This window comes from Bartonella sp. AA74HLJMH (assembly GCF_042197045.1).
Classification (GTDB): domain Bacteria; phylum Pseudomonadota; class Alphaproteobacteria; order Rhizobiales; family Rhizobiaceae; genus Bartonella.
Genome location: NZ_JBHIRJ010000003.1, coordinates 48,249 through 69,196, shown reverse-complemented (window position 1 = coordinate 69,196; position 20,948 = coordinate 48,249). Strand labels below are relative to the sequence as shown.

20 protein-coding genes are annotated in these 20,948 nt (G+C 35.5%); 7 read left to right on the top strand and 13 right to left on the bottom strand.

What is annotated here, in order from left to right:
• Positions 1-765 precede the first annotated feature (765 nt).
• The 7 genes from rlmN to lptC all read right to left on the bottom strand — a co-directional run bounded on the left by rlmN (position 766) and on the right by lptC (position 7,923).
• Positions 766-1,992 (bottom strand): 23S rRNA (adenine(2503)-C(2))-methyltransferase RlmN, encoded by a 1,227-nt coding sequence (gene rlmN, locus ACFINH_RS03040; RefSeq protein ID WP_375632120.1) that lies wholly within the window; start codon positions 1,990-1,992, stop codon positions 766-768.
• A 41-nt stretch (positions 1,993-2,033) separates the two neighbouring features.
• Positions 2,034-2,537, bottom strand: coding sequence for an invasion associated locus B family protein (locus tag ACFINH_RS03035; RefSeq protein ID WP_375632169.1), 504 nt, complete (start codon positions 2,535-2,537; stop codon positions 2,034-2,036).
• A gap of 1,004 nt (positions 2,538-3,541) precedes the next feature.
• On the bottom strand, positions 3,542-3,799 hold the full coding sequence (locus tag ACFINH_RS03030; protein WP_375632119.1) for a hypothetical protein: 258 nt from the start codon (positions 3,797-3,799) through the stop codon (positions 3,542-3,544).
• A gap of 624 nt (positions 3,800-4,423) precedes the next feature.
• Positions 4,424-4,888 carry a PTS IIA-like nitrogen regulatory protein PtsN gene (ptsN, locus tag ACFINH_RS03025; RefSeq protein WP_375611353.1) on the bottom strand — a complete coding sequence of 155 codons (465 nt, stop codon included), beginning with the start codon at positions 4,886-4,888 and terminating at the stop codon, positions 4,424-4,426.
• A 913-nt stretch (positions 4,889-5,801) separates the two neighbouring features.
• Positions 5,802-6,596, bottom strand: a complete 795-nt coding sequence (gene lptB / locus ACFINH_RS03020) for an LPS export ABC transporter ATP-binding protein (RefSeq protein ID WP_012754448.1) — start codon at positions 6,594-6,596, stop codon at positions 5,802-5,804.
• A 6-nt stretch (positions 6,597-6,602) separates the two neighbouring features.
• On the bottom strand, positions 6,603-7,202 hold the full coding sequence (locus ACFINH_RS03015; protein WP_375622043.1) for an LptA/OstA family protein: 600 nt from the start codon (positions 7,200-7,202) through the stop codon (positions 6,603-6,605).
• A gap of 76 nt (positions 7,203-7,278) precedes the next feature.
• Positions 7,279-7,923 carry an LPS export ABC transporter periplasmic protein LptC gene (gene lptC, locus ACFINH_RS03010; RefSeq protein ID WP_375611351.1) on the bottom strand — a complete coding sequence of 215 codons (645 nt, stop codon included), beginning with the start codon at positions 7,921-7,923 and terminating at the stop codon, positions 7,279-7,281.
• Between the two features lie 183 nt (positions 7,924-8,106).
• Here lptC and ihfB point away from each other — a divergent pair, with 183 nt between their 5' ends.
• From ihfB to ACFINH_RS02975, 7 genes are all read left to right on the top strand, one after another.
• Complete coding sequence (gene ihfB, locus ACFINH_RS03005; protein ID WP_273790186.1) at positions 8,107-8,385, top strand: integration host factor subunit beta; 279 nt, start codon at positions 8,107-8,109, stop codon at positions 8,383-8,385.
• A gap of 7 nt (positions 8,386-8,392) precedes the next feature.
• The gene (locus tag ACFINH_RS03000) at positions 8,393-8,689 is read left to right on the top strand and encodes a LapA family protein (protein ID WP_375632118.1); all 297 of its coding nucleotides are present in this window, start codon (positions 8,393-8,395) and stop codon (positions 8,687-8,689) included.
• Positions 8,690-8,861: 172 nt separating this feature from the next.
• Positions 8,862-9,794, top strand: a complete 933-nt coding sequence (locus ACFINH_RS02995) for a class I SAM-dependent methyltransferase (protein ID WP_375612775.1) — start codon at positions 8,862-8,864, stop codon at positions 9,792-9,794.
• A gap of 2 nt (positions 9,795-9,796) precedes the next feature.
• On the top strand, positions 9,797-10,651 hold the full coding sequence (locus ACFINH_RS02990; RefSeq protein ID WP_375611349.1) for a TrmH family RNA methyltransferase: 855 nt from the start codon (positions 9,797-9,799) through the stop codon (positions 10,649-10,651).
• Positions 10,641-11,144 carry a signal peptidase II gene (gene lspA, locus ACFINH_RS02985; RefSeq protein WP_375612774.1) on the top strand — a complete coding sequence of 168 codons (504 nt, stop codon included), beginning with the start codon at positions 10,641-10,643 and terminating at the stop codon, positions 11,142-11,144. The genes ACFINH_RS02990 and lspA overlap by 11 nt, the downstream gene beginning before the upstream one ends.
• Before the next feature lie 1,119 nt (positions 11,145-12,263).
• Entirely contained in the window at positions 12,264-13,037 is a 774-nt protein-coding gene (locus ACFINH_RS02980) for a Bax inhibitor-1/YccA family protein (protein ID WP_375632117.1), read from the top strand.
• A 112-nt stretch (positions 13,038-13,149) separates the two neighbouring features.
• Positions 13,150-14,013: an endonuclease/exonuclease/phosphatase family protein gene (locus tag ACFINH_RS02975; RefSeq protein WP_375612773.1), complete on the top strand. Its 864-nt coding sequence runs from the start codon at positions 13,150-13,152 to the stop codon at positions 14,011-14,013.
• 5 nt (positions 14,014-14,018) lie between these two features.
• Here ACFINH_RS02975 and polA read toward each other — a convergent pair whose 3' ends face one another.
• The 6 genes from polA to ACFINH_RS02945 all read right to left on the bottom strand — a co-directional run bounded on the left by polA (position 14,019) and on the right by ACFINH_RS02945 (position 20,839).
• Positions 14,019-16,946: a DNA polymerase I gene (gene polA, locus ACFINH_RS02970; protein WP_375632116.1), complete on the bottom strand. Its 2,928-nt coding sequence runs from the start codon at positions 16,944-16,946 to the stop codon at positions 14,019-14,021.
• Positions 16,947-17,245: 299 nt separating this feature from the next.
• Positions 17,246-17,953, bottom strand: a complete 708-nt coding sequence (gene dnaQ / locus ACFINH_RS02965; protein ID WP_375629128.1) for a DNA polymerase III subunit epsilon — start codon at positions 17,951-17,953, stop codon at positions 17,246-17,248.
• A gap of 4 nt (positions 17,954-17,957) precedes the next feature.
• Positions 17,958-18,545, bottom strand: a complete 588-nt coding sequence (gene coaE, locus ACFINH_RS02960) for a dephospho-CoA kinase (RefSeq protein WP_375612770.1) — start codon at positions 18,543-18,545, stop codon at positions 17,958-17,960.
• Positions 18,542-19,414, bottom strand: coding sequence for a shikimate dehydrogenase (locus ACFINH_RS02955; RefSeq protein WP_375629126.1), 873 nt, complete (start codon positions 19,412-19,414; stop codon positions 18,542-18,544). Before ACFINH_RS02955 ends, coaE begins: the two co-directional genes overlap by 4 nt.
• Positions 19,407-20,003 carry a Maf family nucleotide pyrophosphatase gene (locus ACFINH_RS02950; protein WP_375611343.1) on the bottom strand — a complete coding sequence of 199 codons (597 nt, stop codon included), beginning with the start codon at positions 20,001-20,003 and terminating at the stop codon, positions 19,407-19,409. Before ACFINH_RS02950 ends, ACFINH_RS02955 begins: the two co-directional genes overlap by 8 nt.
• On the bottom strand, positions 20,000-20,839 hold the full coding sequence (locus ACFINH_RS02945; protein ID WP_375632115.1) for a pyruvate, water dikinase regulatory protein: 840 nt from the start codon (positions 20,837-20,839) through the stop codon (positions 20,000-20,002). The genes ACFINH_RS02950 and ACFINH_RS02945 overlap by 4 nt, the downstream gene beginning before the upstream one ends.
• Positions 20,840-20,948 lie beyond the last annotated feature (109 nt).

Genomic DNA, 20,948 nt, shown 5'->3' with positions numbered 1-20,948 from the left:
ATTTAAATAAAAAAACAAATATTATAAGATTTTTTCATTTCAAACCTGTTTGTTTTGAATAAAACAATACCTTTCCTTTGTACATCACAAGAGAAGCTGGAGTTTTCGTATGGATAAAAACTATCTAAGAAAAGAATAAAAACACCTCTTATAAACCATCTCAAGTACTAAAAGCTGTTACAACATTGGGAGCTGAAAAATAGAATGGTGGTACCAATTTACACCTTTATTAAACATAAAGGTGTAGGAGTACAATACATTCACAGAAGCTTTTTGTTACACTCCTCACAAGCATTATCGTGATATGAAGAGTGTACTAAGAGATACTTAAAAAACATATCAATGGATAACTTAATGGTATTTATATTTTAGATCCTCTGTTTTGCTTGTGATGCGTGATCTTATTTAAGAAAATAATAAACAAAAGCATGAGGCAGTGCACAATCTCCACTTTTTAAAAGATATTACCGTAGATGCTTTTAAAAGACACAAAACCTAATTAATGAGTACGATAATAAGGTAGAAATTAGTTATAATCCTTAAGACCTCATATTCCCTCTAAATTAGGCTTCCTTCTTAATTTCAGAGATTATGCAAACAAGACTATAGACAATATCTTACCCCATTTAGCATATAAACGCTGAAACTGTTCGTCTAGCACTTATCCATCTTAATCTCTGTCTCACATATGCCATCGCATGAGGTTTGGATATTAATTTACAAACAAAAAAGTATAGGCCTCGATATCGCTGAAAATTGCGTTACCTAATGACCAATGGCATTTTCAAGTCGTAAACGTTCAGATTTACGTAAGCGCTCTGAAGCTGATTTAAGCTGTCCACATGCAGCTAAAATATCGCGTCCACGCGGTATCCGAATAGGAGAAGCATAGCCCGCTTGATTAACGACATCAGCAAAACGCTCGATTTGCTCCCAATCAGAACATTGATAATTACTCCCTGGCCACGGATTAAAAGGGATTAAATTAATCTTAGCAGGAATCCCTTTCAATAACTGAATCAATCGCTTAGCATCATCTAAACTATCATTGATATCTTTCAGCATAACATATTCAAATGTGATTCGTTTTGCATTGGAAAGACCAGGATAATTACGGCAAGCCTCCATTAGTAAAGCAAGCGGATATTTTTTATTAATGGGAACAAGCATATCCCTTAGTGTATCGTGTACTGCGTGGAGTGAAATTGCTAACATAACACCAATTTCTTCTCCAGTTCGGATAATTCTAGGAACAACTCCACTAGTTGAAAGCGTAATTCGACGTTTTGATAAAGAAAGTCCATCGCCATCAGAGGCAATCAATAAAGCTTTTTTAACAGCTTCAAAATTATAAAGAGGTTCTCCCATTCCCATCATAACAATATTGGTAATTTTTCGTCCTTCAATGGGAACAATTACTCCATCAGGGGTATTCTTATCAGGAAAATCACCCAAACAATCACGTGCAACCAATAATTGTGCCAAAATTTCTTCTGCGGTCAGATTACGAACAAGCATCTGCGTTCCCGTATGGCAAAAAGAGCAGGTTAACGTACACCCTACTTGCGATGAAAGACATAAAGTACCACGTCCTTCTTCAGGGATATAAACCGTTTCAATTTCAACAGGCCTTCCAGCTCCACGTGCAGGAAAACGTAAGAGCCATTTACGCGTACCATCTTTTGATATTTGTTCTCCAACAATTTCTGGGCGCGCAATGGAGAAATGACACTTAAGTGTTTCTTGCATTGCTTTAGAAATATTCAGCATCTCATCAAAATTTGAAACACCACGCACATAAAGCCAATGCCAAAGCTGACGCACACGCATACGCGTTTGATGCTCTGGTACACCAACTGTCTTTAAAGCTTGCATCATTTCATCTTGCGACAAACCAATTAAAGAGAGCTTAGAACTCTCCTTCACGACCACATTATCTGTTTTTCGTGCAAAACATGAACCAACTGGTCTAAGGTCATAAGAAATGGCCATTGCTTTCCAATTCACATCACTATTTTAGAGTTATCGAAACCTTAATGGCACTTTTGAGCTGCATTTAATGCAGCAGTGACCCCTTTTAAGGAATAAGTATAAGTGGTATGCGTTCCTCGTTTTGATATCGCTTGCACTGTCATATTGCTTCCAGCACGCATAGCAGAAACAAGCTGCTTTTCTAGCTCTGATGACGCCAGCCAAGCTGAGGAATCTTTCGTGAAAAAATCAAAATCCTTACCTCCAATGGTCACTGTCACTCTCGACCCTTCTTGAAGGGTATAACCAGCCATAAACTGCGGTTCAAACGAAATAGGTGAATGAGAACGCTTGGTAACCAAGAAAAAATTATCACCATGATTAACTGTCGTTGGAAGAGCCTTCAAAGGTACCGATAACACATAGCAAATCGTATTTTTGGGCGATTTATAAGAATAGGCTCCCCACGCTTCAAATTGATTTAAACGGCTTGGCGTTTGTGCATATGCCACTCCTGCTGTAACAAAAACCATTACAGATGCAGCAATAACAGTCTTTTCAAACATCTTCATTTAGCTCACTTCTTTAGTCTCTAACAAGATTTTCTTCATTGGAAAAATTCAACAAAAACTCCCCGACATTCATGTGTTATTGTCCTAATTCCTTCAATAAGCGAAATATTTTCAAACTAATCAAAATAGATTTCTACGTTTCATTATGACCTTTTAATCGTTACCAAAAAATAAACTTCTTATTCAATAACCACATTAAAAAATAACATCTTCATTTTACGCTACTTATTTCGTTTTTGTATAAAAAACGATTTCTTTAAGCTATAGAACTTCAAAACGAGATGAAAATATACCATCACACTATTAAGAAATAAACCATACTCTTTATATCACAAGCAATCTGATGCAAAATTTTGAAAATACACCCCGGACTCCCCGCAAAAAAGCTTAATCGCCTTACGAATATCACTTCTCGACTTTATGCATTCAATACATTTATGTTCGCAAAATACTCCACCTTTTACTCATTATAGTGCATTCATATTTCGTATTCAATATCGTCCCGATAACACTTTTTCTCAACCTTCAAAAGACCTTGTAAAAATAATAAAATATTATCAAGGTATTAATAATAAAACATAAAGAATTTAGATTCTATCTCAATAATCACATACAACTTTGTTTCTTTTGATCTTATTTCCCTATATATTTCATCTCCAATTATTAATTTCTAAAATGATTTTAGTAACTTATAATAGCTTAATCGTATTATTTTAATGTATTAGACGATATTTTTCTTTCTGTTATAAAAAACTTCTTAAGAATTCTTTGGGAAAGTCTCCTTATCTTATTTCTAAGTAATTTATAAAAAGAAATATAAAACTTTTTTCTATAGCAGTTCTAACATTACCATTTTTTAAACAATATTTTAATCAATTAAAGACACTTAAATAAATCTTCCTATGCATAAAAACTCTTTCACCCAACCTAAAGGTATAATTTTCATTCTTACCGTACAAAATTGTTCTTTAGCATGAGCTCTATACAACAGCAGACATCTAAATCATATCTATAAAATAGTTGATCTCTCCACTTGTGAAGAAGAAAGCTGGCACCATAACACTATTTTCCAGCTCCCAATGTTTTGCTGCAACCCTCAATACTTGAGACGATTCATAAGAAGCATTTTTACCCCTTTCTTGTACAGTTTTTATCCACACGCTAATTCCGTTTACAACGTGCAAGGAAATGGTTTTGATTGATTCAACATAAACAAGTTTGGAATGAGAGAATTTTACAATATTCGGATCTCTCATCTAACATGCGAAATAGTGAATTATATTTAAAATTAATATCTTGCTATACTGAAGATACAATATATCTCTTATTTCTTCTTGATCATTAAAATATTATCCCTAAACACTCAAACTCAACTTACAAAAAAATTCAATGCACAAATAAACTTTTCTGTTGATTTCTTTCCCGCTTTCAAAGGACGAAGATTCTTAATCCAATCTGGACTGAAAAAGTTTGGATTCTTGTCGAGCGATCTCCTCTTTTCTTCCCACTCATGTGATTCACTTAACTAAAGGCTCTACAGACAAGTCCTGTTTAAAAATATTTACCACGCACTCTAAAAGCACTTAATATATTAAGAAGACTTACAGAATTTATCTCACCATATCTCAAATGATAGTGTTTTTACAGTATAACAGGATAAAAGAATCCACGAACATAATAATTAGATGCTTTAATATACGAGAACAAGAAAGGAAAAGCCCTTCGTTTTTGTTGGTTACTCTTTAAAAAGAAGGTTCAATTAGAAGTAATTTTCTTAAATCTCATGACATAACCTTTTGTTATTAGTCTTAAGATGCAAATTATATTATTTCCTACGCTCTGTAGTGCATACCTCGCAATTTATACGCTCATAATAACTTTTAAGCTGCATTTGATTCTGAAGTTTGAATCAATAAAGCATAAAGCGCATTGGCATTATGCGTACTGCGCAACTTTTGTACAACATCAGTGTGACGCAAAACACGTGCGATCTGTGATAAAGCTTTTAAGTGATCTGCACCAGCATTTTCAGGTGCTAAAAGAAGAAAAACGAGATCTATAGGTTCGTCGTCAAGAGCTTCAAAATCAACAGGACTTTCAAGACGTGCAAATATACCAATGATCCGATTAATATCAGGTAATTTTCCATGAGGAATCGCAATACCTCCACCCAAACCCGTTGAACCAAGCTTCTCGCGTTGTAAAACAACATCAAAAATCACATGCTCACTAAGACCTGTTAGCTTGGAAGCTTTTTCGGCTAAAATTTGCAGAACCTGTTTTTTCGAATTAGCCTTAAGAGCCGGAATGATCGCTTCCGGTGCTATTAACTCACTCAAATTCATACTTTAATTTTCCTCTTACACGCTAAAATGCTCATCAATAAACCTATAAACGCTATAGATACTTAATGTTCTTTCACTTTTCGCAACATCGCATGTGTTTTTACTTTTCAATTTATAATAGGTGATGGCTCAATACATCTCATATCACTTCTAAAACAATAATAAATAGTATTCGGATCATCATTAACGGCATGAGAAACCAAAGAAATGAAGTTGTTCATAAAGTTAATTTCCTTACGACTCTAGAAAAGGCCATTATTCATAAACTTATTAAACTTGTCATAAGAATTGATGTATAATCCGCCATCAGAGTTTTTCTTTCTTTAAACAATGAGCCCTTAAATTAAGATGAAAAGCATACTGAGCAAAATGGACCTTTACTTTGAAAATTACTGTATAGCTTGAACATCGACTTATAACAAGAATATAAAGATTTTTAGAAATTTAATGATTATTTTAAAAGATTTATAGATTTAGCCTGATATCTGTAGCCAAGCTCCTATTTTCAAATAGGCGATATAAACCAATAAAATACGACAACTCCTATTGAATAACCGCAATATATAAACCGGTGCTCCCATCAAAATACCTAAAACAGCATCATCGATATATTTTTTGATTCGACAGAGAAAAATATGATAAATATCTCTTACCTTTCAATAACACACGCATTTATTGAGAGCTTCGTTTATCACTCATTATCACGTTAATCTAGTGATATCTTTATCTATGATACAATTATGAGTAAGCTAAACTTATAAAACAACAAACTAACCTCTAATGATGAAGCCTTTTTCACCACTCAATAACAACATTAAGGTTATAGTCATAAAAGAAGTTTTGGCATAAATAAGGAAATTTTCAGTAATAATGTTTGGTTAAACTTAAATGGAAACTCGTGAAAGCTGTAAAATCAAAGAGAAAACTGATTTCCCAAATAAATTCTGCGTACATCAACGTTGTTGATAATATCGTTAGGACAACCGTGAACTAACACCCGCCCTGTATGAATAATATAAGCGCGATCGACAAGCCCTAATGTCTCACGCACATTATGATCCGTTATTAAAACACCAATGCCACGCCTCGTTAAATGACGAATAAGTTGTTGAATATCGAAAATAGCGATAGGATCAATTCCTGCAAATGGTTCATCAAGTAACATAAAATGGGGACGAGAAGCTAAAGCGCGCGCAATTTCAAGTCGCCGACGTTCACCTCCAGATAACGAAAGTGCAGACATTTTACGTAAATGATCAATTTTAAATTCATGTAAAAGGCTATCTAACTCTTCACGTTGTTTAAGGCGATCTTTTTCAACGACCTCTAAAACAGCTTTAATGTTATTTTCTACTGAAAGACCACGAAAAATAGACGCTTCCTGTGGAAGATATCCAATACCTAAACGCGCACGTCGATACATCGGAAGATGCGTAATATCAAATCCATCAATTTTAATGGATCCTCCATCAGATTTTATAAGCCCTGTCACCATATAAAAACAAGTTGTTTTACCTGCCCCATTGGGCCCTAAAATGCCAACGGCTTCTCCCGTACGAATGCCAAAAGAAACACCATTAACAGTTCGTCTTCCTCGATAAACTTTAATCAAATTACTAGCAATCAAGGTCCCTTTTAAGGGATTTTTTGAAGCTTCACTTTCAAGATTATACCTATCGGTCTGTTTTTTTCTTTTGATTCCAAACATGAAATCTTAATGGCCATTCTTTTGATTTTGTTTTAAAATAATAGAAACACGACCTTTTTTCTTAGGCGTCTCACAACCTTCTAAAAAAGCCTTTCCGCTTTCCATATTTGCCGTTAGTTTGCACCCCGTTGCCACATTGTCACCATCAGTTAACACAACATGATTCCCTGTCAAACTCATCATTTTTGACTTTCCATCAAAAACGCCTTTATCACCCGTAGCAACTTGCGTAGCAATTTTTATATAAACTTTTCCTAAAGCTTCCATTTTTTGTATACTCGACGAACCAAATAAAGAAACAGATGATGCCTTTGTATCTTCCTTGTTTTTATCAATTTCTTTATATGCTTTATCGTAGTAAACAACTAATTCTGCCGTTCTTAAAAGACGTTCACCTTGCACCACTGAAACATCACCCTTAAAAAGCGCTATCCCTTCTTTATCACGTATTTCCAAAGAATCTGCATGAAGTTCTACCGGTTCTTTATCGCTTGATAGACTTATTCCAAAATGGGCCACTTCAGCATATCCTAAAACTGCTCCTCCTCCTAACATTCCCATGCTAAAAGCCAACATCACACCTATCCATCTTTTGTACGATTTCATTATTTCAATTCTTCTGTTTGTATATACACATACTTCTCTTTATAAATATCCTTTAAAGATTTGTATTGATACTGCGTTATTGCTTTTGAAGCACTAAATGCACACCACCATGGAAATATATGTTTTTTCCTTTTTCTCGAATTTGTAAGGCGTTTGCGGCAAGATTCAAACCGGCTTGCTGAATATTAACACGTTGATCTGTTTTTAACTGTCCCTCGGATAAGTTAATACTAGCTGACATAAATTGTACCATCATCCCATCATTCGTCGTAATCGTGAATGGCTTATCCAACTGTAAAAAACCATTAATGTTATCGTAAACCCCCCCTTGTGCGACGAGAAAAACCTGTCGTTGTTGGCCCATAAATGCTCTAGCTGTAATGTTTTGCAACCCAATCATTCCAGCGTGGGTATGATCTTGAAATGCCTTTTCTGCTTTAAGCCAATAAGGTTCATGAGCACGCGTATACCCTTCTAATTTTGGATTGAGCATCGTCAAATTCATCACGCCACTTTCTCCATTATTCAAAGGCATAGAATCAGAAGTAACGGGAACCAAGAAAAACGTAAACCAGCAAAAAACCAGCGCTGAAATCAACGCTAAGAGAGGTAAAAAAATTTTTAATATGCTAATGCGACGCGAATGACGGGATGCTTTTTTTAAAACATCTCCAAAAGATGATTGCGTTGAAAAGGCTTTATAATGATTGTGTACGGACATACTCTCCTGATCTCTTAAATCCTCCGCATTTTTAATCTGTATACCCTTTATAGAAGGTATTTTCAAATTTTGTTTCTTGCAATTTGTTTTTTCTTGATTTTATTTTGCTTTTATCCGTTTATATATTGTAATATGCATGGAGTGCACAATTACAAAATTTTTTTGTGTGAAAGTGAGGCTATTGTGGTAAAATCAGAGCTTGTACAAATTATCGCTCGTCATAACCCGCATCTTTTTCAACGGGATGTGGAGAATATTGTAAACGCTATTTTTGAGGAAATTGCAACAGCACTTGCAAATGGCAATCGCGTTGAACTTCGTGGATTTGGAGCTTTTTCTGTAAAAAGCCGTTCAGCCCGTAATGGACGTAACCCACGAACAGGTGAAGCCGTTTCTGTTGAAGAAAAGTGGATTCCTTTTTTTAAAACTGGCAAGGATTTACGCGACCGTCTTAATCAGTGAGAAACTTATGATAATTAAACGTATTCTTCTAACAAGTATCGGTGTGATTCTCGCAGCGGTTTTGATTGTTTTTATCGTGGCTAATCGTCAAATGGTTCCGTTAACCCTTGATCCTTTTCGAGCAAATCCTGAAAGTTTTACTTATCATGCTCCCCTCTTTATATGGCTCTTTATTTTCTTTGGTTTTGGTGTTTTATTAGGAAATCTGATCGGTTGGTTTTCCTATCACAAATACAAAAAAGCTCTCAAAAAAAGTGAAGCTGAGATTGAAAAATTGAAAACATCTATCACAAATCTTGTGTAATGGTATTTAAATGAAATCTTTTCTCTTTAGTATTTTATATTCAGTACAGAGTTAAAAGCGCTCTTTTTCTTTTTTATACATGTTTTAATTGACTTTAGCTTTTTTGCACTTTTACGAAACATTTAAGAGCTTTATAATATATTTTTATACCTCATATACCATGATACAAAACATGCCCGCACAATGCTTTCAATCCTCCCATAACAATAGATATCCGCAGGAAAAGCTGCCCCTTATTTTAGAAACGGGTATAAGCGAAAACTATGCTCTCATTGATTCTGGTCATGGACAAAAATTAGAACGTTATGGAGCTTACCGCATTATTCGACCAGAAGGTCAAGCACTATGGAAACCCGCTTTACCACAAAAACAATGGGCTGATGTTGATGCTATTTTCACAGGAAACCTTGATGAAGAAGGGGTTGGGCGTTGGCATTTTCCTAAAAAGCCACTTGATGAAACATGGGCTCTTGCTTGGAATGGATTGTCTTTTCTAGGCCGTTTTACTTCCTTTCGTCATGTGGGGGTTTTTCCTGAACAAGATGCCCATTGGCGCTCTATGGAAGAACAAATTGTTAAAGCCGAACGCCCTATAAAATTGTTGAATCTTTTTGGCTATACAGGTATTGCCTCTTTGATTGGAGCACGAGCGGGTGCGAATGTTACCCATGTTGATGCTTCTAAAAAAGCCATTGCGTGGGCAAAAGCTAATCAAGAAAGAGCAGGATTACCAGATCATTCTATTCGCTGGATTTGCGATGATGCTATGAAATTTGTCGAGCGTGAACTGCGTCGTAAGAAAAGCTATGATATGATTCTTCTTGATCCCCCTGCTTATGGGCGTGGACCCCATGGTGAAATTTGGCAACTGTTTGATCATTTACCCGCTATGATCACAAATTGTCGTAAACTTCTCTCTGATAAACCGCTCTCTGTTGTCCTTACGGCTTATTCTATTCGTGCTTCTTTCTTTGCACTTCATGCTTTAATGCGTGATGCATTTGTAAATCTTGGTGGTACGGTCGAATCAGGAGAACTCATTTTGCGTGAAGAAGTTGCAGGACGTGCTCTTTCTACTTCTCTTTTTAGCCGTTGGATTGCTTGAATATGTGTAGACCCAAAACTGGTAGAGTGAAAGAAATTACCTCTCTTAGCAACCCCATCATAAAAAATCTTAAAGCACTTAGCCAAAAGAAAAACCGTAATAGAGAAGGTCTTTTCATGGCAGAAGGATTGAAATTGGTCATTGATGCTCTCAATCTTGGCTGGACAATACAGACGCTTATTTTTTCTAAAAGTGAAATCGGTAATGCTACTATCGAAAATACTGCCGCACGTGCTGTAGCCAACGGTGGTTTTGTTATTAAAGCCTCACAAAAGGTTATGGAATCACTTACCCGACGCGATAATCCACAAACAGTTATTGGTATTTTCAAGCAAAAATGGCACTCTTTTGAAATGATAAAAGGGCAGATTAAAGATGTTTACATCGCGCTTGATCGTGTACGTGATCCTGGAAACCTTGGTACCATTATTCGAACCGCTGATGCTGTAGGTGCTAAAGGTGTTATTTTAATTGGCGAGACAACAGACCCTTTCTCGCCTGAAACAGTCCGCGCAACCATGGGATCTATTTTCTCTGTACCACTTTATCGTTTTGATGAAAACGGCTTTTTAAACTGGTCTTCTCACTTTAAAGGTATGATTGTTGGAACACACCTCAAAGGTTCTCTGGATTATCGCACACTTGACTTCAAAAATGGCCCTATTATCCTTTTAATGGGGAATGAAAAACAGGGATTATCAGATCTTCTTACGAATCGGTGTGATAAACTTACGCGTATTCCACAAAGCGGACGAGCAGACTCGCTTAATCTAGCTGTAGCAACAGCTGTTATGCTTTATGAAATCCGTCGCCCCTATTTAATACTGGAACCATGTGAGGAAAAACATGATTCGTAAATCACTCCCTTTTCTTCTCTTGGGCTTGGCTTTTACAGTAGTACTTGATCAAGCTGTCAAATACTGGGTTATGCACAATATGCCTTTAGGAACAGAAATTTCGCTTATTCCTTTTCTTTCCCTTTATCATGTGCGCAATTCTGGCATTGCATTTTCGTTTTTTTCTTCCTTTTCTCAGTGGGGAATCATCGCCATCACGATCATTGTGATTATCTTTCTTCTATGGTTATGGAAAAATACTGAATATAATAAGTCTTTAATGTGCTTTGGCCTTATTCTTATTATTGGGGGAGCCATCGGCAATCTCATTGATCGTATTCGCTTTCATCATGTCACTGATTATATACTTTTTCATATTGATGATATTTTTTATTTTGCTATTTTCAACCTTGCAGATAGTTTTATCACTCTCGGTGTTATTGCCATCCTTATTGAAGAATTGCGTACTTGGATGAAAGCAAGGCGTCATTCCAATAGTACATCTTCTCATTGATATGTTCAGTGCCTTAGAAAACAGAGATTATTGACCGTCACAAGTCTGATTACGCATTGATTTCTCTTAATCAATTCTTGTTGCTCGTCATTTCACGTGTTTCTCTTCATGGGACTATAAGATCTTACTTTCTTTTAAACTTTACATTTCTACACTTAGTTAGTGCAAAAGAAATGAACTCAAATAGAATCAATATTTTTTATCCATGTGTCCTACATCACAATTTTTGAGGAGACATTTCACAGCATTTGAAGTTCTGTTTATTTGATTAGAACAATTGATTTTCGTACGTTTTTTAGTTTTTACAGATATCGCTTTTACAGAGCCTTTCTTAAGTGCTTCGTTTAAAAACTTTCCTTTTTTATTTTATATATTGTTTAATAAAAAACATTTTTTCAACTATTTTCAATGGTGTCTTGTTAAAGCAACATATTGATTATAAATATAAATTACCGTTTTTCATATTGAATAAAAGCCCTTACTATCCTAAATCTCTTTTATTTGGAATCTGTTCATGTTGAATCCATTAAAACAATGTCTCTTGCAAGACACAAGTCAATAATCTTGATTGATTTAATATGAACAGATTTTCAACCAGAGAATCTTGCGATATTCGGAGTATCATTTAGCATTCAAAAAGACAATTTATCATTATACATCAATATATTATATAAAAATCCAATTCAATAGCTCTTATAACCGTGCAAAACAGATGCAATATTGGAGGTTGAAAATAGTGTGATGATACTTGCCGCTCTTCTCATAAACGCAAAAATAGTGAATATTTTATAAGGGATTGTATTACATAGTTTCTGTGAAAATAGAAAAGTTTTTAAGTATAGTCTTTTTATCTTGCAAAAATATGGCAAAAAATGGAAATATTTTTTATTAAAATGAACTATTTCCTTACCAATTTGTAAGGTTCCTTCTTCATATAAATCTCTTGTAATTTTTAAATAAATCTCCATAATAAGAGCATATATGCTGGAATTCTGTCAGTGATTCTTAAGGGTTTTTGTATTTGCCCAATTAAGGCTTATACCAAGCTTATCTGTGTAATGACAGAGACACCTTTAAAGCCCTATACCTGACAGAACATATGCTAAAGGATTTTATATTATGGCTAATTTAAAAGATTTACGTTCGGCACCTGCTTCTCATGCCGATGCATCAATTGATCAGGGATTACGCGACTATATGTTGGGTGTCTACAATGCAATGGCCATTGGTTTGCTTATTACAGCTGCTGCCGCTTATGCAATTGTATCATTAGCAACGACAACAGATATGAGCCAAGCAGCAGCTCAAATCAATAGCAGTGTTTATCTAACACCATTTGGAGTAACATTTTATACATCGCCATTCTCTTATATTGTTATGTTTGCACCACTCATAGCAGTCTTATTTCTCAGTTTTAAAATTAATACATTGAGCACAAATGCTGCTCGTAGTCTCTTTTTTGGTTATGCTGCTCTGGTTGGTCTTTCACTGTCTTCAATCGTTTTGCGCTATACGACAGAAAGTGTTGTGCAAACCTTTGTCATTTCCGCCGCAACTTTTGGAGCTCTTTCACTTTATGGATACACAACAAAGCGTGATCTCACAGCAATCGGTTCATTCTTATTCATTGGATTGATCGGCTTGTTGCTTTCCATGATTGTGAACATTTTTCTTGGATCAAGCGCTTTGCAGTTTGCTATTTCTGTGATTGGTGTTTTTATCTTTGCTGGTTTAACAGCCTACGATACCCAGAGCATTAAGTTGATGTATTATGAAGGAGATGAAAGCGATACCAGAGGACGTAAAGTTATTATGGGCGCGCTGAATCTTTATCTTGATTTCATCAATATGTTTGTCTTCTTGCTACAGTTTCTTGGCTCAAACCGTGATTGATTGCAAAAATCATTACTTAATTAAAGAACCTTGTTTCTAAAAGAAACAAGGTTCTTTTGTTTTTAGTGTAAATCTTTACCCTCTGCTTCTTAGAAACTATTCTTTTCGCAAAATGACAAAAATCCCTTATAAGCAAAAATTCCCTTGGTTTACCGGTTTTATCCAACAAAAACTCCATAGCTCCTTTTTAAATACAATTCACAGCCGCTCTCATCATCAATCAAACATCGTCAATCAAAATAGTAATTATGATCTGACCGTTGCTTCCTATAATGTGCATAAATGTGTAGGTGTTGATAAAGTTTTTAATCCTACAAGAATTGTCCGTGTTATTACTGAATTACAAGTTGATATCCTTGCTCTTCAAGAAGCAGATAAACGTTTTGGGGAACGCATCGGTTTGATTAATCTTCAGCTATTAAAAGCTGAAACCGGTTTGATTCCTGTACCTCTTAATACTATGTCACCTCATGGCCATGGTTGGCATGGGAATGCTCTTTTTTTGCGAAAGGGATATGTACGTGATACTTTACAAGTCACTCTTCCTAGTATTGAACCACGTGGGGCTGTAATTGTAGAGTTGGAAATGGCAGCAGGCCCTATTCGTATTATTGCGGCTCATTTTGGCTTATTACGTTACTCTCGTAAACAACAAACAAAAATGCTCCTTGAAATTTTCCAAAAACGCCCCCTTATGCCTACACTCCTCATAGGAGATTTTAATGAATGGCGAATGGGAAAAGGCTCATCTTTAAATCATTTTTCTCCCTATTTTGATAGCACTTTTGAAGTTGTACCAAGCTTTCCCTCTCGTTTTCCTTTGTTAGCCCTTGATAGAGTTTTTTCTTTTCCCCACCAATTGGTAACAAGTATTGAAAATCATTATTCACCACTTGCACGCATTGCTTCAGATCATTTGCCTATCAAAGCCTATCTTAATCTTTCCAACGCAATCAATATTCTTAAAAATAAATAAAAAAATTAATGTGCCTCATCCCAATTTTGAGCCGTCATAACTTTTACTTCAAGCGGTACAGATAAAGATAGAACCGGTATTGTAGCATTTTCCATAACATTTTTAACAACAGTCATGGTTTTTTTACTTTCTTCTTCTGGTACTTCAAAAATCAGTTCATCATGAACTTGCAGCAACATTTTTGCTGATAGTTTTTCTGCTTTTAAAGCATCTTCCATATGTATCATAGCGCGGCGAATAATATCGGCCGCAGAACCTTGAATTGGAGCATTGATAGCTGCCCGCTCATTAAGAGAACGAATTTTTACATTCTTTGCTTTTATTTCTGGATAATGGATACGACGTCCAAAAATTGTTTCTACATAACCATTTTCACGTGCAAAGATTTTGGTCTTCTCCATATAATCTTTAATTCCTGGAAATCTTTCAAAATACAGTTGAATATAACGACCCGCTTCTTGGCGTGAAATTCCCAATTGATTGGCTAATCCAAAAGCTGAAATACCATAAATAATACCAAAATTAATCGCTTTTGCACGCCGTCGTATATCTGAATGCATTCCTTCTATCGCAACACCAAACATTTGTGATGCCGTTATAGCGTGAATATCATGCCCTTTAGCAAAAGCTTCTTTTAATGCTTTTATATCCGCAATATGTGCAAGAATGCGCAACTCAATCTGACTATAATCAGCAGAAAGTAACACATGTCCTTTGGGAGCAATAAAAGCTGTTCGAATTTTACGTCCTTCAGCAGTTCGCACTGGAATATTTTGCAAATTTGGCTCTGATGATGATAACCGACCTGTTGATGTTATTGCCAAAGAATAATTCGTGTGAACTCGCCCTGTTTTTGAAAAAATATAAGAAGGCAAGGCATCTGTATAGGTAGATTTTAGCTTTGAAAGTTGACGCCACTCAATAATTTTACGCGGTAAAATATGACCTTCAGCAGCCAACTCTTCTAAGGTCTGTGCAGAAGTTGACCATTGTCCACCCTTTGTTTTAGTGCCTCCAGGCAATCCCATTTTGCCAAAAAGGATATCCCCTAATTGCTTTGGCGAAGCAAGATTAAACTTTTCATCAGCTTGTTTGTAAATTTCCTCTTCTAGAATCAAAGCAGCTTGTGCCAACTCTCCTGAAAGACGCAATAAAATCTGCCTATCAATAAGAATCCCCCGTTCTTCCATTCTTGCAAGAACTTCTACAAGAGGTCGATCAAGACGCTCATAAATTTTTGTCATTCCACGAGCAACAAGTTGCGGTTTCAATACTTGCCAAAGACGTAGCTTTATATCAGCATCTTCCGCCGCATAAAGGGTTGCTTGTTTTAAATCTACTTGTGCAAAAGAAGTAATTTTTTTCCCGTTATGCGTTAAATCTTTATAGGCAATTGGTTTATGCTCAAGCCAACGTTCAGACAAATCATCCATATTATGGGTTAACATTCCAGCATCAAAAGCATATGATAAAAGCATGGTGTCGTCAAAAGAGCTTATCATAATGTCGTATTGCTTCATCACCAACCAATCATATTTTATATTATGACCAATTTTTAACACCGCTGAATCTTCTAATATCGGTTTTAAAAGTGCTAAAGCTTTTCGAGCCCCAATCTGTGAAGCAATGCGCCCGCCCCTCAAAAGGTCCTTTTCTCCTTCATCAAAATGTTCAAGAGGTATATAAGCTGCTTTTTCCGGCTGTAATGCGAGTGAAAAACCAACAAGCTTTGCTTGCATCGGATCAAGAGATGTTGTTTTAGTATCAAAAGCGAAAAAACCCTGCTCTTGTGCTTGTGATAACCAGTCTTTTAAAATTTCCTCATCAAGAATTGTTGTATAAGCATCTCTTGTAATTTTTTGAGTCAGCGCTTGATCTTTACGTTCTTGTGCAAAAACTTGTGGAGAATTTTCAGAAAAATTATGAAGGGATGCGCGCTCAGTATTCTTGATATCAGAATCATGCCTGATATCAGAATCATTCCTGGGGCTTAGTTTTTCCCATTCAACATTTATATCAAGTGCGTCAATAACAGCTGCATCGCATGTTGTTGCCTCTGCCACGCGACGCGTTAATGTTGAAAACTCCATCGCTTTCAAAAAAGCAATTAAACGTGGACCATCTTGTGGCTCCAAAATAAAATCATCTAAATCATTATCTATAGGAACATCTGTTTTAAGCCTGACAAGTTCACGAGATATTTTAACTTGTTCTCTATAAGCTTGAATGTTTTCACGTCGTTTTGTTTGTTTAATTTCTGTTACGTTTTGCAATAAAAGATCAAGAGAACCAAATTCATTTAACAACTGAGCTGCAGTTTTTGGACCAATGCCTGGAATACCCGGTACATTATCCGTTGAATCTCCAATTAATGCTTGTAAATCAATCATTTTTTCAGGCGCAACACCCCATTTTTCTATAACTTCTGAGATACCTATATGCTTATCTTTCATTCCATCATACAAAGATACATGCGTATTTACGAGTTGCATAAGATCCTTATCAGAAGAAATAATGGTTGTTTTTGCCCCAACCTTTGTTGCCAACTTTGCATAGGTAGCAATTAAATCATCCGCTTCAAAGCCTTCCTTTTCAATACAAGGCAAATTAAAAGCCTTCGTTGCTTGGCGTATTAGCGCGAATTGAGGAATTAGATCTTCAGGAGGTTCAACGCGATTCGCTTTATATTCAGGATAAATTTGTTTCCGAAAAGTATCAGATGAATAATCAAAAATAACAGCAAAATGTGTTGGAACAACACCCGTAGCTGTATTACGAGCATCACAAAGTAATTTCCATAACATATTGCAAAAACCAGCTACTGCTCCTACAGGAAGTCCATCCTTTTTACGTTTTAAAGGCGGCAAAGCATAATAAGCACGAAAAATATAGCCTGATCCGTCAACCAAAAAAAGATGATCTGTTGCTTTCATGACAATTTTTTCTCCATTTCAGCTAAAAAAACAAATTACCCTTATATATTTTTTCACTTTGCCTCTAAAAAGCCATTTTTTCTCTTCATAAGACGTGAAGTCGTTGCACTTTATATTAAGTACCTAGAGCTTTTCTTTGCTGTTACAGGATTAATAGCTTTCATTTTGCTCCTCCTATGATAGCTGAGGTACGATGTAGCGACAGGGTCGTTGTGGTGTTCCCCTCCCCACAACGACCGTTTTTTTTGACATCGATATTCTTTAATTTCAATCGTGACTCTTTTAGATAAAAGATGATGTTATTCATGAATTTTGAAGTTATTCCACAGAGCTTTTTCACCCATTTTGTAGATAAAATCAGCGTGTAACTTTTTTTCTTGCATACTCAATCTTGAAGGTAAAGCCTGCGGGCGAATTTTAACGGCATAAGATGTATCTTTATCGTTCTGGATATGTTCATCAATACCCCTTCTGTTATCAAAACCCAATACACCTTGCTTTCCACCGATGAGCTCAATATAAACATCGGCTAGAATCTCTGCATCAAGCAAAGCACCATGAAGAACACGATGGCTGTTATCAATTCCAAAACGTTTGCATAAAATATCAAGAGAATTAGGACCCATAGGAAATTTACGCCGCGCCATAGCCAATGTATCAAGAATATTATCAACACTGATAAGCGGTTTGTTGACGCGTTTTAATTCTGCATTAATAAAACCAATATCAAAACTCGCATTATGCGCAATCATTGTCGCGTCTTTGATAAATTCCAAAAATTCATCAACAATATCACTAAAACTTTTCTCGTTTTTCAAGCGTTCATTGGTTAATCCGTGAATTGCTACAACTTCATCAGGAATAATAACGCCTTCAGGGTTTAAATAAACATGAAATTGGCGTCCTGTGAGATAACGATCAACCATTTCTACACAACCAATTTCGATTATGCGATCTTTCTCTTTATCTAAACCTGTTGTTTCTGTATCAAAAATAATTTCACGCATAATTTTAATTCTTTAGCAATTTTTTTATCACATCAAAAACCTGTTGACGTGTATTCTCTAAATCTTTCCCTGTATCAATAATAAAATCAGCGCGTTCTCGTTTTTTTTCATCTGGCATTTGTTGAGCGTTGATAAAGGCAAATTTTTTCTCATTCATACCTTGGCGAATCATTACACGTTCTTTTTGTATTTCTGGTGGAGCAGAAACAACAATAACGCTATCCACACGACTTTCACCATTTTTTTCAAACAGAAGTGGAATATCAAGAATAACTAATTTTTTCCCTTGTTCACGCGCTATATCAATAAATTCCCTTTCTTTTTCTTGCACCAAAGGGTGAATTATTTTTTCTAATGTTTGTAATTTTTCTTTATCATCAATCAAAATTTCAGAAAGTTTCAAACGGTTAACTTCTCCGTTTTCAACAACACCTGGAAAAATACGCTCTATGAATGACAAAGCTGGCTCACTTTTATAAAGCTGTTGTACTGCTTCATCAGCACTAAAAACAGAAATACCCGCTTGCTTGAAAAAATCAGCAACTGTTGATTTTCCCATAGCAATTGATCCCGTTAATCCTATGATCTTCATTCTCTTTTTTCACTCATATCCTCTAAAATAGCTGTCCGTAACGCTTTTGTTACCTGTGGTCTTATTCCGAACCACTGTTCAAACCCTATAACAGCCTGATGTAGAAGCATCCCAAGTCCATCAACCGTCTTGAGATCACAAGCCTTTGCCTGTTGTAAAAAAGGAGTTATCAATGGTGTATAAATAATATCTGTTACTAATGCCGTTTTTTTTGCTTTATGAAAATCGCAAAAAAAAGAATCACTTTTTTCTTCTGGACTTTTTATGCCAATAGAGGTTGTATTAACAATCAAATCAGCTTGATGAAGTATTTCATGGATTTTATGCCAATCGTAAACTTTAATGATTTTTCCAAAATGCTGAGCTAAATTATCAGCACGTTGTTTTGTACGGTTAATTAAATAAATCTGTTCAAATCCGCGTCTTTTTAAGGCATATATGATAGCGCGTGCGGCACCACCTGCTCCAAAAACAAGAGCTGTTTCCCCTCCCCAATCAGATACAAAATCATCAAGATTAGCGCTAAAACCATAGGCATCACTATTCGTGGCACAAAGCTTATCTCCTTCATACCAAAGTGTATTAACAGCACCAATCATTGTTGCTCTCTCATCTTTATAATCTGCTAAACGAAAAGCTTCCTGTTTATAAGGCAAAGTAACATTTCCTCCACAAAAGCCTATTTTTTGTAAAGACGCAATAAAATGACTGAACTCTTCAGATGTTACTTCTTGTGCAAGATATTCTCCTTGTAAACCATATTGTTTAAGCCAAAAATTGTGAATTCTTGGCGATTTTGAATGATGAATTGGAGAACCAACAACAAAAGCACGCGGATAATTTGTTTTTTTTATTGTTAAGTCAACCATCAATAATTCCTAAGTGGCGCAGTTTTATGAGTAGAGGCAGCAAAGGTAAACCAACAATGGTAAAAAAATCTCCTTCAATTTTTTCAAAGAGATGAATTCCTTCTCCTTCAATTTGATATACTCCCACGCTGTTTAAAACATCTTTTCCTACGCGTGCTAAATAACGTTCAATAAATTCTGATGAGAGTAAACGGACGGACATATGTGCACTAAAAGCTTCAACCCAAATTTTTTGACCATTTTTAAATAAAGCTACCGCACTATGAAGAGAATGGGTTTTTCCTGATAATTCACATAAACGTTGATGTGCTTCTTTAATATTTGTTGCTTTGTGAAAAACTTGACCTTCAAAATCAAGAACTTGATCACAACCAATAACGAAAGCATCAGGAAAACGATCTGAAACATTTTTTGCTTTTGCGCTCGCAAGAAAACAGCTGAGTTCTTTAGGTGTTTTTTCTTTTGCTTTTTTTTCTACTTCTCTTTCATCAAAAGAAGCTCCTTCAATGGAAAAATTTAAGCCTGCTTTTTTTAATAATTTTGCACGATAAAAACTAAGAGATGCTAATATTAAAGTATCTGCGTTCATGAGAATTTTCTCTCATTTCCTTCACGAAATCGTGATAACAGTTCAAATATTGCAGCAGCAGTTTCTTCAATAGAACGTCTTGTGACATCAATAATAGGCCAACCAAAACGTTCGCAAATGCGTTTTGCATGGATTAATTCTTCAGCTATGTTGATACGATTAGTATAATTATCAAGAGCAAAACCTTCTCCTAAATCTCTATTTTGACGAATATGTGAGATTCTTTCAGCTGAAGCAATTAAACCAATAATTAAAGAATTTTTTGCCTCTAAAAGGGATTCTGGCAAATCAATATTAGGAATAAGAGGAATATTAGCCGTCTTTATTCCGCGATTTGCTAAATAGATGCTTGTTGGTGTTTTAGAGGTTCTTGAAATTCCCACAAGGATCACATCTGCTTCGGATAAGCTACTGGAAGACTGTCCATCATCATGCTCTATTGTAAAATCCAGTGCCTCAATACGGCGAAAATAATCTGCATTAAGATCATGTTGTGCGCTCGCACGTAAATGTGTTGGCATTCCAAGGTAAGACTGAAAAGCATTTAAAACAGGATGCAATATATCAATACAGGGAACTTCTATTTTTTTGCATTTTTTTTGAAGGAGTAGTTTAAGTTCTTCATCAATCATTGTGTAAAGAACAATACCTGGCTCTTGTTGTATTTCATCAAGAGCTTTCTGTAACTGTATTCTATTACGAATCATAGGATAGATATGCTCTGTTGCCTGAATCATTGCATATTGCGATGCTACAGCTCTTCCAACAGAAATTAATGTTTCTCCTGTTGCATCAGAAAGCATGTGTAAATGAAAGAATTTTTTTTCTTTTGTCACAAAAATTTTAACTCCTTGTTAAGACATGTGTATATATCCTCACCGTTTTTTATAAAACTAAAATTTATGAAAAATTCTCCTTTTTTATGCACAAATTAAATGCTTGTGA

Bases quoted from the DNA above. Each gene is read 5' to 3' on its own strand.
- rlmN (WP_375632120.1), bottom strand. From the start codon at position 1,992: ATGGCCATTTCTTATGACCTTAGACCAGTTGGTTCATGTTTTGCACGA.
- ACFINH_RS03035 (WP_375632169.1), bottom strand. From the start codon at position 2,537: ATGTTTGAAAAGACTGTTATTGCTGCATCTGTAATGGTTTTTGTTACA.
- ACFINH_RS03030 (WP_375632119.1), bottom strand. From the start codon at position 3,799: ATGAGAGATCCGAATATTGTAAAATTCTCTCATTCCAAACTTGTTTAT.
- ptsN (WP_375611353.1), bottom strand. From the start codon at position 4,888: ATGAATTTGAGTGAGTTAATAGCACCGGAAGCGATCATTCCGGCTCTT.
- lptB (WP_012754448.1), bottom strand. From the start codon at position 6,596: ATGTTTGGAATCAAAAGAAAAAAACAGACCGATAGGTATAATCTTGAA.
- ACFINH_RS03015 (WP_375622043.1), bottom strand. From the start codon at position 7,202: ATGAAATCGTACAAAAGATGGATAGGTGTGATGTTGGCTTTTAGCATG.
- lptC (WP_375611351.1), bottom strand. From the start codon at position 7,923: ATGTCCGTACACAATCATTATAAAGCCTTTTCAACGCAATCATCTTTT.
- ACFINH_RS03000 (WP_375632118.1), top strand. From the start codon at position 8,393: ATGATAATTAAACGTATTCTTCTAACAAGTATCGGTGTGATTCTCGCA.
- ACFINH_RS02995 (WP_375612775.1), top strand. From the start codon at position 8,862: ATGCCCGCACAATGCTTTCAATCCTCCCATAACAATAGATATCCGCAG.
- ACFINH_RS02990 (WP_375611349.1), top strand. From the start codon at position 9,797: ATGTGTAGACCCAAAACTGGTAGAGTGAAAGAAATTACCTCTCTTAGC.
- lspA (WP_375612774.1), top strand. From the start codon at position 10,641: ATGATTCGTAAATCACTCCCTTTTCTTCTCTTGGGCTTGGCTTTTACA.
- ACFINH_RS02980 (WP_375632117.1), top strand. From the start codon at position 12,264: ATGGCTAATTTAAAAGATTTACGTTCGGCACCTGCTTCTCATGCCGAT.
- ACFINH_RS02975 (WP_375612773.1), top strand. From the start codon at position 13,150: ATGACAAAAATCCCTTATAAGCAAAAATTCCCTTGGTTTACCGGTTTT.
- polA (WP_375632116.1), bottom strand. From the start codon at position 16,946: ATGAAAGCAACAGATCATCTTTTTTTGGTTGACGGATCAGGCTATATT.
- dnaQ (WP_375629128.1), bottom strand. From the start codon at position 17,953: ATGCGTGAAATTATTTTTGATACAGAAACAACAGGTTTAGATAAAGAG.
- coaE (WP_375612770.1), bottom strand. From the start codon at position 18,545: ATGAAGATCATAGGATTAACGGGATCAATTGCTATGGGAAAATCAACA.
- ACFINH_RS02955 (WP_375629126.1), bottom strand. From the start codon at position 19,414: ATGGTTGACTTAACAATAAAAAAAACAAATTATCCGCGTGCTTTTGTT.
- ACFINH_RS02950 (WP_375611343.1), bottom strand. From the start codon at position 20,003: ATGAACGCAGATACTTTAATATTAGCATCTCTTAGTTTTTATCGTGCA.